Below are 11,330 nucleotides of genomic sequence, written 5' to 3' on the forward strand. Positions count from 1 at the left end.
CCCTTCCCCCCGGCGCCTGAGCTCCCGGCCCGCACCCCTTCCCGACGAGGAGTCACCACCCGTGTTCGACAGCATGCGCCAGGACCTGCGCGCCCAGCTCGACGAGATCCGCGCCGCCGGCCTGTACAAGGACGAGCGTGTGATCGGCAGTCCGCAATCGGCCGGCATAACGGTCGCCGAGGACCGTGTGCTCAACTTCTGCTCCAACAACTACCTGGACCTGGCCGACCACCCCGAGGTGGTGGCCGCCGCCAAGCAGGCCCTGGACGACTGGGGCTTCGGCATGGCCTCGGTCCGCTTCATCTGCGGCACCCAGACTCCGCACAAGGAGCTGGAGAGCCGGCTGTCGGCCTTCCTCGGCACCGAGGACACCATCCTGTACAGCTCCTGCTTCGATGCCAACGGCGGTGTCTTCGAGACCCTGCTGGGCAGCGAGGACGCCGTCATCTCCGACGAGCTGAACCACGCCAGCATCATCGACGGCATCCGGCTCTCCAAGGCCGCCCGCTTCCGCTACCGGAACCGGGACATGGCGGACCTGGAGCGCTGCCTGAAGGAGGCCGGCGACGCCCGGCACAAGCTGATCGTCACCGACGGCGTGTTCTCCATGGACGGGTACATCGCCCCGCTGGACGAGATCTGCGACCTGGCCGACCGCTACCAGGCCCTGGTCATGGTGGACGACTCGCACGCGGTGGGCTTCACCGGCGAGGGCGGTCGCGGCACCCCCGCGCTCTTCGGCGTCACCGACCGGGTGGACATCGTCACCGGCACCCTCGGCAAGGCGCTCGGCGGCGCCAGCGGCGGCTATGTCTCGGCCCGGGCCGAGATCGTCGAGCTGCTGCGCCAGCGGTCCCGCCCGTACCTGTTCTCCAACTCGCTGGCCCCCTCGATCGTCGGCGCCTCGCTGCGCATCCTCGATCTGCTCGCCGAGTCCGACGACCGCCGCGCGCGGCTGGCCGAGAACACCGCCCTGTTCCGCCGGGAGATGGAGGCCGCCGGCTTCGACGTGCTGCCCGGTGAGCACCCCATCACCCCGGTGATGGTCGGCGACGCCGCGCTCGCCGGACGGATGGCCGCGGCGCTGCTGGAGCGGGGCATCTACGTGATCGCCTTCTCCTTCCCGGTGGTGCCCCGGGGCCTGGCCCGGATCCGCGTCCAGCTGTCCGCCGGGCACTCGACCGAGGACGTGCTGCGCGCGGTGGCGGCGTTCCGCGAGGTCCGCGACGAACTGGCCGGCTGAGCCGGCTCGTCCGCGGGACCGCGGGGCGCGGGCCCGGCTCCGAACAGCGCCGTGCACGGAGCCGGGCCCGCGGTCCGGTACGCACTCCCGGACCGCCGCCGCGCCGGCGCCCTCGGCTCACGGGCCCTGGGGGTGGTCCACCGCGAGGATCTGCGGGGCGGTCTCGGAGACCCGGGTCCTGATCCACTTCAGTTGGCCCAGGGTCTCCCGGTGCAGGGCCGTCACCTGCCCGAGGAGGTCCTGGTCGCGCAGGGCCCGGGCGGCCTGGGCGAGCATGGTCCACTCCAGGCTGCCGCGCTGGCCCAGCTGGTAGAGCCGGCGCAGGTCGTGCAGGAGGGACAGTCCGGAGCCCTGGTGCCCCGGGCGCAGGGCCTGGCCGGCGTGCCGCACCGCGCCCAGGGCCGTCTCCAGGAGGCCGGGTGACCTGGCCTCGGCCAGATCCACCCCGTAGGGCTGGGCGAGGGTGTGCAGGGCCGTGGTGTGCTGCTCGCACTGCTGGGCGAGGGCGCGGCAGACGCGGTGGGTGCCGTGGTCGCCGGGGTGGCGCTCGGCGGTGCCGCGGAACTCCCCGGCCAGTGCCGTCTCGGTGTGGTGGAGGTCGGCGAACAGGGTCCCGATCCTGTTCATCGCGGTTCGTCTCCGGCGCTCTCCGGGGCAGCCTCGGGCGCGGGGGCGGCGCCCGCCGCCGTACTGCCGCCGGTGGCGCTGAGCGCGTCCTCGGAGATGACCACGGGTCTGCCGCCGACCGCCGCGTCGGCGACCTTCCGCAGCCGGACCGGGGTGAGCTTGAAGACCGGCTGCTTGGAGACCGGGTCCCACGCGGTGTGGGTGACCTCGTTGGCCGCCCGGGTGTGCCGGCCGGGGTCGGCCTGGTCCCAGTAGCCGTAGTGGAAGGGTACGAAGACGGTGCCGGGCCGGTGGCCGCTCAGGGTGGCCGGGCCGACGATGTCGCCGTGGCGCGAGCGCACCCGTACCAGGTCGCCGTCGGTGATGCCGAACGGGCGGGCGTCGTCGGGGTGCAGTTCGATCCGCAGGTCGGGGGCGGCCTGGTCGAGTTCGGGTACCCGGCCGGTCTTGGTGCGGGTGTGCCAGTGGTGGACGAGGCGGCCGGTGGTCAGCAGCAGCGGGTACTCCTCGTCGACCGGGTCCGGGGAGGGCCGGTAGTGGGCGGCCCGCAGCAGGGCCCGGCCGGCCGGGTCGTGGGCCCGGTGCTCGTCCGCCGAGTACTGCGCGCCGGTGTCGAGGTCGTGGCCGAAGTCCTCGCAGCGGTCGGTGCCGGTGGGGAAGACATGGTCGGTGTAGAGGCGCTCGGTGCCCTCCGGGGCCCGGTGGGTGCACGGCCACTGGATGCCGCCGCCGCCCCGCAGCCGCTCGTAGCTCAGGGCGCTCTGGTCGCACGGCCGGCCGCGGGTCAGGGCGGTGAAGTCCTGCCAGGCCTCCTCGGGGCCCTGCCAGCGCAGCAGTGGCCGGCCGTCCTTGTCGCGCAGGTCCATCCGCCGGGCGTAGTCCAGCAGGATGTCGAAGTCGGCCCTGGCCTCGCCGGGCGGATCGATGGCCCGTTCCGACAGGTGCACGGTGCGGTCGGTGTTGGTGAAGCAGCCGGTCTTCTCGCCCCACAGCGCGGTCGGCAGCACCACGTCCGCCAGTTCGGCGGTCTCCGAACGGAAGGCGTCGGAGACCACCAGGAAGAGCCCGCCGCGCCCCAGCACGGAGCGGACCCGGTGCAGGTCGGGCAGGGAGACCGCCGGATTGGTGCCGGTGACCCAGAGGAAGCCGATGGATCCCTCGGCGCAGTAGCGGAGGATCTCCATGGCGGGGGTGGGCGGGCCCCAGTGCGGGATACGGGACGGCTCGACGTTCCAGGCTTCGGCGATCTCCCGGACGTGGTGGGGGTTCTGCCAGTTCCGAAAGCCGGGCAGGTTGCCGTCGGCGCCGGTCTCCCGGGTGTTCTGCGCGGTGGGCTGGCCGTTCATCTGGAAGACCGTGCAGCCGGGGCGGCCGATCATGCCGCGCAGCAGATTGATGTTGTTGACCTGGATGGCCGCCGCGGTGGCCTGGTGCGACTGGTAGACGCCCTGGAGCACGGTGGAGACCAGCCGGCGCGCGGTGCCCAGCAGGTGCGCCGCGTCGCGGATGGCGTCCGGGGGGACGCCGCAGATCCGGCTCACCCGCTCCGGGGGGTACTCCCCGACCACCCGGGCGAGTTCGCGGTATCCGGTGGTGTGGGCGCGTACCCACTCCTCGGCCACCCGTCCCTGGGCGATGATCTCGTGCAGCAGGCCGTTGAGCAGTGCCACGTTGGTCCCGGGCCGCAGGGCCAGATGGACGTCCGCCTCCCGTGCGGCAGGGGTGGCCCGGGGGTCGACCACCACCAGGCGGGGCCGGTCGGGGCCGGTCAGCCGGTCCAGCATCCGCGCCCACAGCACCGTCTGGGTCGTGGCGACGTTGTGCCCGACCAGCAGCAGGGTGTCGCACTGGTCGATGTCGGTGTACGAGCCCGGGTTGCCGTCGCTGCCGAAGGTCTCGATCAGCGCCGAGGCCGCGGTGGCGGTGCACAGCCGGGTGTTGCCGTCCAGATGCGGGGTGCCGATCCCGCCGCGGGCGATGAGCGCCTGGGCGTAGTACTCCTCGGCGAACAGCTGCCCGCTGGTGTAGAAGCCGAGGGCCAGCGGGCCGCGGTCGTGCAGCACCTGCCGCGACCGGTCCACCACCAGGTCCATCGCGGTGTCCCAGTCGGTCGGGCGCAGTCTGCCGTCGGTGCGCACCAGTGGCTGGGTGAGCCGGTCGGCCGAGGCGTTCGCCTGCCAGCCGTGGAGTCCCTTGGGGCCCAGCCGGCCGTGGTTCACCCGGTCGCCGGCCCGGCCCCGTACCCCGACCATGCGTCCCTGGCGCACGGCGATGTCCAGTCCGCAGCCGTTGGAGCACAGCACGCAGGCGGTCGGGACCCACCGCTCGACCTCGGCCTCGGGCACCGTCAGCCGCTGGTCCACGCGGATCGGCCACGGCGCGCCGGAGGAGTACGGCGTACGCGGGCCCCATACGTCCACGATCCGGTCGGACACCTTCGCTCTCCCGTCCCTGCGGCCGGTCCCTGCGGCAGCGGCGATCCGCGGCCGCTCGCCCGCCCGGTGCCACGCCGCCCGCCCCTGCGCCGGGCGCCGGCCCCGGGGACGGTACGAGGTCCCGGGGCCGCCGTCCCCCGATGGCCGCTGCGCCGGCCGGGCGGGGCGGGTCGGCCGGTCCGCGCGGCCCTGGCGGCGGATCAGTCGATCGTCGAACCGGTGGCCTGCAAGGCCTCGGTCACCGGCTGGTAGAAGCTCTCCCCACCGGAGGCGCAGTCACCGCTGCCGCCCGAGGCGAGCCCCAGTCCGGTGGTCCCCGCGTAGAGCGGGCCGCCGCTGTCGCCGGGTTCGGCGCAGACGGTGGTCTGGATCAGGCCCTCGACGGTGCCCTCCTGGTAGTTGACGGTGGCGTCCAGGCCGGTGACCTCACCGCCCCGCACATGGCTGGTGCTGCCGCTGCGCTGCACCTGCTGGCCGACGATCGGGTCGTCCGCCTGGGTGATCTCCTGGGCGCCGGGGTACGTGTCCACCGCGCTGGGGTGGTCGACGTTGGTGGTGTACGCGGCGATGCCGTAGTCGTCGCCCGGGAAGCTGCCGCCCGCGGAGGCCGCGATCTGGGCGCCGTTGAGGGAGTCGGACCAGCTGTCGACCGCGTTGGTGCAGTGCCCGGCGGTCAGGAAGTACGGTTCGCCGTCCTTGGTGACGTTGAATCCGAGGGAGCAGCGGACGCCGCCGCCCCACAGGCCGTCCCCGCCGGCGAGCAGCAGTCGCAGGGATGCCTTCGAGTGCCGCACCTCGGCGCGGTCGCCGAGTGAGGAGACCACCTTCTCGAGCCGGTCGAGTTCGGCTCCGGTGACGGTGCTGTCCGCGGTGACGACCACCTTGTTGAGCTTCGGGTTCATCACCCAGGACGTGCCCGGGATGGCGGCCTTGTCCCGCAGGGTCTGCCGCGCCTCCTCCAGGGAGCCGAGCGAGTGCCGGACCACCTTGGGCTCCGCGCCCGCCGCGCGGACCTTGTCCCCGGCCTCCTCGTTCACGACGTTGACCACCAGGGTCCGCCGCTCGACGTCGTAGTACGCGCCGGCCGCGTCGGAGCCCAGTTCGGAGTTGATGCCCTCGGCCAACTGCTCCGCCGCGTCGGCCGACAGGGTGTCGGGTTCGGGGTCGGCCGGGGGCCGCAGGCCGAGCGTGGTGATGGTCACGGCCGCCACCGCCGCACCGGTGATGACCGTACGGCGCCTCCGCGCGGTTGTGCGCTTCATCGCGAACCTCCAGTGGGGGATGTGGGGCCGTCGACAGGGGGTCAGGGCCCGGGCGGACACCGACGCGCCCTGCTCGGAGCACCGGCGTCCGCGCCGGGGCGCCCCGGGCGCCGGGGGGTGGGCGCACGGGTTTGCCGCCACCGCCGGACACGGTGTGCTACCTGTCGGACACGATACGTAACGAGAGCATATTTTTGGCGCACCCCGGGATCACCGGCGATCCGCGGCCGGTCGCCCGTCCGGCGCCCGCCGCCCCGGCCCCGGACCGGGGATTCTCCGGCCCGCGCAGACGGGGGCCGGACCCGTCCCGCGGCGGCCCGGCCGGCGCGCCCTTAGCCTGGAAGGGTGTCTGGGGACGGCGGTCTGGTCACCCTGTGCCTGGCCGGCGACGTGATGCTCGGCCGCGGAGTGGACCAGATCCTTCCGCATCCCGGTGATCCGGCGCTGCGCGAGCCGTACATCCGGGACGCCCGCGACTACGTCGAACTGGCGGAGGCGGCGAACGGCCCGATCCCGCGCCCGGTGGACTTCGAATGGCCCTGGGGGGACGCCCTGCGGGTGCTGGACGAGGCCGCGCCCGACGCCCGGATCCTCAACCTGGAAACCGGTGTCACCCGCCATGGCTGCTTCGCCCCGGGGAAGGGCGTGCACTACCGGATGGCCCCGGCCAACCTGCCCGCGCTGAGCGCCGCCCGTCCGGATGTCTGCGTGCTGGCCAACAACCATGTGATGGACTTCGGCCGGCGCGGTCTGGACGAGACCCTCGGCGCCCTGGCGGCGGCGGGCCTGCGTACGGCGGGTGCGGGGCGCGACATCGACACGGCCCGGCTCCCGGCCGCCGTACCGCTGCCCGGCGGGCACCGGGTGCTGGTCTTCGCCCTGGGCATGCTCTCCAGCGGCATCCCGTTCGGCTGGGCGGCGGCCGGTGACCTCGGCGGGGTGGACTTCGTCCCGGAGCCCTCGCTGAGCGCCGCCGCCGAACTGGTCGCCCGGGTACGGCAGTGGAAGCGGCCCGGCGACCTCGCGGTCGTCTCGCTCCACTGGGGCTCCAACTGGGGCCATGAGATCGACCGGGACACCGTCGGCTACGCCCGGGCGCTCATCGACGGCGGAGTGGACCTGGTGTACGGACACTCCTCACACCATCCGCGTGCCCTGGAGGTCCACCGCGGCAAGCTGATCCTCTACGGCTGCGGCGATCTCATCGACGACTACGAGGGCATCACCGGGTACGAGCGGTACCGCGACGACCTGCGGCCCCTCTACCTGGCCACGGTGCGGGCGGACAGCGGCCGGCTCGAGGGGCTGCGGATCGCCGTGCTGCGCGCCGAGCGGATGCGGCTGCGGTACGCCGGCGACCGGGACCGCGCGTGGCTGGGCACCACCCTGGACCGGGTCAGCCGCCCGTTCGGCACCCGCGTCGAGGTCGCGCCGGACGGCGCCCTGGCCGTCCGCACGGTCTGAGCGGGCCGAGGCCGCCCCGGGCCTAGCCCTGGTGTCGGCGCCGCGCGCGGACGCCCCGGGGTGGCGGCGGCCCGGATCGCCGCCGGTCCGAAGCCCCGGGCATGTGCGCCCGCGGCACGGTCCACCTCCGGCGGCACCGAGCCGGCCCGCGAAGTGGCCCACGATCACCGGGCTGGATTGTCCCTGATCCCCGGGCTGCTTCGCGGCATACCGTTCCCTGGTCAGTGACGGGGGGCGGCTCCAGGGCGGCTCACGGCCCAGGGAGTTCCGAAGTGAAACAGCTCATGCCGCCGGCAGGCGCGCCCCGTACCCTGGCCGCCGCGCAGTTGAGCAACTCCATCGGCGACGGCATGTACTACACGAGTTCGGCGCTCTACTTCACCCAGGTCGTCGGCATGTCGCCGACCCGGCTCGGCCTCGGCCTGACCGCGGCCTGGGCCGTCGGCTCCCTGGCCGGAGTGCCGCTGGGGCATCTCGCCGACCGGCGCGGGCCGCGCACCACGGCGGTACTGCTCGCCTTCGCCACCGCGGCCACCGTCCTGTCCTTCCTGGTCATCCACGACTTCCTGCCCTTCCTGCTGGTGGCCGGCGGGTACGCCGCCGCCCAGTCGGGCCTTGCGGCGGCCCGCCAGGCGCTGCTCGCGGGCCTGGTCGAACCGGCCGAACGCACCGGGGTCCTGGCCCATATGCAGTCGACGCTCAACGCGGGTCTGGCGGTGGGCGCGGCGCTGGGCGGGCTGGCCCTGGGCAACGGCTCCCGTGCCGCCTTCGTCGCCCTGTTCGCCCTGGACGCGCTCGGTTTCCTGGTCTGCGGCCTGATCCTGCTGCGGCTGCCCGCGGTCGGGGCCGCTCATCGGCCGGCCGGCGACGAGCCCCGGCTCGCCGTGCTGCGGGACCGCCCGTACGCCCTGGTCACCCTCCTCAACACGGTTCTGCTGCTGCGGCTGCCGCTGCTCAGCCTGGTGATTCCGCTGTGGATCGCCGCCCGCTCCCCCGAGCTGACCTGGCTGGCGTCGGTGCTCTTCGTCCTCAACACCCTGGGCGTCATGCTCTGCCAGGTCCGGATCGCGCGGACGGTGACCGATCTGGGGTCGGCTTCCCGGGCCGTGCGCCGCGCGGGCGCGGTCCTGCTGGCCTCCTGCGCCGTGTTCGCCGTGTCCGCGGCCCACCTGCCGGTCTGGGCCACCGTGGCGGTCCTTGTCGCCGGTGCGGCGCTCCAGGTCATCGGGGAGATGCAGCAGTCCGCCGGTGGCTGGCAGATCGGTTTCGACCTGGCCCCCTCCCATCGGATGGGCCAGTACCAGGGCTTCTTCGGTACCGGTGTGGCCGTGGCGCGCACCCTGGGGCCGCTGCTGCTGACCGCGCTGATCGTGAACTGGGGCGCGCCGGGCTGGCTGCTGCTCGGCGCCCTCTTCCTCGGCGCCGGTTGCGCGATGGGCCCGGCGGTGCGCTGGGCGGAGCGCGACCGCCGCGCCCCGGCCCCGGACCCCGGGGCGCCGCACCGCCCCGTACGGGCCTGAGCGCACCCGCGGGAACCGCCGCCGGGCCATCGCTCACCCGGGCGGGCGGGAGCGGGCGCCGGGCCGACCGGACAGGACCAAGGCGGGGGTAGCATCCGCTTGGGCCGTGCACGCAGGAGGTTACCCATGGCGTCGTCGAACCGGCCGGGCGGAGTCCTGGCGCGCACCGCGGATCTGCTGCGCGAGGCTCCGGAGGAGCAGGGGGGCGCGGTGTGGCGGCTGTCGACCGCGTCCCGGCAGTTGGACTCCAATCTGGTCCGCCTGGCGCCCGGCAAGCAGGTCGCCGGGCATGTCGAGCCCGACCTCGATGTGCTGGTGTACGTGACCGGCGGCAGCGGCGGGCTGGCCGTCGACGGTGCCGCGGCGCAGGAGTTGGTTCCGGGATGTGTGGCCTGGCTGCCGCACGGCAGTCACCGCAGCCTCGCCGCGGGCCCGGACGGCCTGACGTACCTCACCGTGCACCGGCGCCGTCCCGGCATGAGCATCCGCTCCGCCCCGCCGCGGCCGGCCGGGGGCGAGCCCGCCTGCCTGCTCGACAGGGTCTGCCCCGAGTGCGGCCGCCTCGCCGAGGAGAGCGGGGCGCGCTTTTGCAGCCGGTGCGGCGAACGGCTCCCGGACTGAGCCGGGTTCCGGCCCGCGAGGGCAGACGGATCCTCACCATCGGTGCCACCCGCGCCCTGAGCAGGCCCTGCGGCCGGCTCGCCGCGTAGAGTGCCGGCCATGGACGGACGACGCGCGCGGCGGCAGTTGGACCAGATCGCCGAAGTGCTGCGGCTGGCCGGGGATCTCGGGATCGGCCTGTGGCTGCGCGGCGGCTGGGCCATGGACTTCTTCCTGGGCGAGGTCACCCGCGACCATGCGGACATCGACTGGTTCACCTGGTCGGACACTGCCGAGACACTCGCCGGCGCGCTCCTCGGGCACGGTTACGCTCCCGTCCCCGGGCCGCCGCCCGAGCTGCAACTCGACTTCGCCAAGGACGGGTTGGACAGCAGCTTCACCCTGCTGACCGGGGACGCCGCCGGGCAGGTGCTGGTCGCCGGCGGGCCCTGGGCGGGTACGGCCTGGCCGGAGGGGATGCTCGACGGCGCGCCGGGCCGTATCGGCACCCTTCGGTGCGCGATCGTCAACCCGCGGGTGCAGATCGAGATCAAGCGGATGATGCCGGTGTGGGATCCGGCGCTTCCGCGTCGGGCCAAGGACGCCGCGGACATCGCCCGCCTGGAGGCGGCCCTCGGGAGCTGATCGCACCCGCCGCGGGACCGCTCGGGACATCCCTTCCCGAAAAACCGTCATCCTCCAGCTCCGCCCCGCTCTCCCCTGTGCCGGACCGACCGGCGCGGACAGGAGAGCGGAGCGGACATGCACCCCCACGAGGACGAGCAGACCACCTTCCCGGCCCCCGAGAGCGGGCCCGAACCCTCGGTGGGAACGAGGAGCGCCCGGCGCCGGGCCGCGGACGGCCGACGGCACGGCCGACGGCGGCGCGCCAGGCGAGGGGCCGCCCCGGTGGTCCTCGCGGGGGTGGCGGTCGCGGCCGTCGCCGCGGCCGGAACGTTTCTCCTCAGCAGTGGCGACGCGTCCGAGGACCAGGCACCGGCCGCCGACTCCGTCCGGCACTCTCCGGCCCAGGCACTGGCGACCCCGGCCTCCTCCCGGCCGACCGCCACCCCCTCGGCCGAGGCACCGTCCTCGAAGACGAAGAGGAAGCCGCGCGCCAGGACGTCCGCCGCCCCCTCGGCGACCCCGCGCAAGGACTCGGCGGACCGCCGGCCCGGCGGGACCCGGGACGCGGGCACCGGCCCCGCCGCCGGGAGCCGTACCGGACGGCCGGCCTCTCCCCCTCCCGCCACCCCTCGGGGCGGCCCCGCCGCCGGCCAGGGCGGCTCGTACGCACAGCGACTGCTCACCCTGGTCAACTCCGAGCGGGCGAAGGCCGGCTGCTCCCCGCTGCGCCTGGACCCGAGGGTGCAGGCCGCGGCGCAGGCCCACGCGGACGACATGGCGGCACGCGACTACTACGACCATGCCAGCCCGGAGGGCGAGCACGCCGACTCCCGGCTGCGCGCGGCGGGCTATCCGGCCGGGAAGTGGGGCGAGAACATCCACCGGGGCCCGAAGGACCCGGCCTCCGCCATGCGCGACTGGATGAACAGCCCCGGGCACCGCGCGAACATACTCGACTGCGGGTTCAAGGACTTCGGCGCCGGCGTCGACATGAGTGCCAACGGGCCCTGGTGGGTGCAGAACTTCGGCACCCGCGGGTGAGTCGGCGCCCCGCCTCGGTGCCGCCCCTCAGGACGGCTCGGCCAGGTCCTGGACCCACACCATGCCGTCCGGGCCCGGTACGGCGGCGACACCGGTGTCCCGGTAGCCGCAGTCCAGCATGTTCTGCTGGTGGATCGAGCCGTCCATCCAGTCGTTCACGACGACCGCCGGGTCCGCGCTGCCCCGGTCCAGGTTCTCGGCCCACCGCGACCAGGTGTAGCCGGTCGCGGTGATCCGCTGGTCGGCGTGGTTCCCCTCGGGGTCGGCGTGGTCGAAGTAGCCGCGGGCGACCATGTCCCGCGCGTGCTGCCGGGCCGCCCTGCCGAGCAGCGGGTCGATGCGCAGCGGGGCGCATCCCACCTCGGCGCGGCGGGCGTTGACCAGGCGGGTGAGCCGCTCCGCCGGGTCCGGGGAGGTGGGACCGGGCCGGGGCGGTCGGGTGGCCGGCGGCGTCGGCGTCCGCTCGGGTGCGCCTGCGGGGGTGACGGTGGCCGACGGGCCGGGGTCGGGG

The 11,330-nt window shown here is 74.5% G+C and carries 10 protein-coding genes; 6 read left to right on the forward strand and 4 right to left on the reverse strand.

Annotation, left to right across the window (positions count from 1 at the left end):
- The first annotated feature begins 61 nt into the window (after positions 1–61).
- Positions 62–1,243, forward strand: coding sequence for a glycine C-acetyltransferase (locus E4099_RS21040; protein ID WP_135340650.1), 1,182 nt, complete (start codon positions 62–64; stop codon positions 1,241–1,243).
- A gap of 117 nt (positions 1,244–1,360) precedes the next feature.
- Here the strand turns inward: E4099_RS21040 and E4099_RS21045 are convergent, their stop codons facing one another.
- The 3 genes from E4099_RS21045 to E4099_RS21055 form a co-directional block, all read right to left on the reverse strand.
- Positions 1,361–1,870, reverse strand: a complete 510-nt coding sequence (locus E4099_RS21045; RefSeq protein ID WP_135340651.1) for a hypothetical protein — start codon at positions 1,868–1,870, stop codon at positions 1,361–1,363.
- Positions 1,867–4,305, reverse strand: coding sequence for a molybdopterin oxidoreductase family protein (locus tag E4099_RS21050; protein ID WP_135340652.1), 2,439 nt, complete (start codon positions 4,303–4,305; stop codon positions 1,867–1,869). Before E4099_RS21050 ends, E4099_RS21045 begins: the two co-directional genes overlap by 4 nt.
- A gap of 200 nt (positions 4,306–4,505) precedes the next feature.
- Positions 4,506–5,567: a S1 family peptidase gene (locus E4099_RS21055; protein WP_135340653.1), complete on the reverse strand. Its 1,062-nt coding sequence runs from the start codon at positions 5,565–5,567 to the stop codon at positions 4,506–4,508.
- A gap of 345 nt (positions 5,568–5,912) precedes the next feature.
- Between E4099_RS21055 and E4099_RS21060 the strand changes: the two genes are divergently transcribed.
- The 5 genes from E4099_RS21060 to E4099_RS21080 all read left to right on the forward strand — a co-directional run bounded on the left by E4099_RS21060 (position 5,913) and on the right by E4099_RS21080 (position 10,819).
- Positions 5,913–7,031, forward strand: coding sequence for a CapA family protein (locus tag E4099_RS21060; protein ID WP_280923512.1), 1,119 nt, complete (start codon positions 5,913–5,915; stop codon positions 7,029–7,031).
- A 272-nt stretch (positions 7,032–7,303) separates the two neighbouring features.
- The gene (locus tag E4099_RS21065; RefSeq protein ID WP_135340654.1) at positions 7,304–8,551 is read left to right on the forward strand and encodes an MFS transporter; all 1,248 of its coding nucleotides are present in this window, start codon (positions 7,304–7,306) and stop codon (positions 8,549–8,551) included.
- Positions 8,552–8,677: 126 nt separating this feature from the next.
- Entirely contained in the window at positions 8,678–9,172 is a 495-nt protein-coding gene (locus tag E4099_RS21070; RefSeq protein ID WP_135340655.1) for a hypothetical protein, read from the forward strand.
- A 99-nt stretch (positions 9,173–9,271) separates the two neighbouring features.
- Complete coding sequence (locus tag E4099_RS21075) at positions 9,272–9,796, forward strand: nucleotidyltransferase domain-containing protein (protein ID WP_135340656.1); 525 nt, start codon at positions 9,272–9,274, stop codon at positions 9,794–9,796.
- Positions 9,797–9,913: 117 nt separating this feature from the next.
- Positions 9,914–10,819, forward strand: a complete 906-nt coding sequence (locus E4099_RS21080) for a CAP domain-containing protein (RefSeq protein WP_135340657.1) — start codon at positions 9,914–9,916, stop codon at positions 10,817–10,819.
- A gap of 27 nt (positions 10,820–10,846) precedes the next feature.
- Here E4099_RS21080 and E4099_RS21085 read toward each other — a convergent pair.
- On the reverse strand, positions 10,847–11,330 hold a 484-nt coding region (locus tag E4099_RS21085; RefSeq protein WP_135340658.1), incomplete at its 5' end, for a CAP domain-containing protein.

Source organism: Streptomyces palmae (genome assembly GCF_004684805.1).
Lineage (GTDB): Bacteria > Actinomycetota > Actinomycetes > Streptomycetales > Streptomycetaceae > Streptomyces > Streptomyces palmae.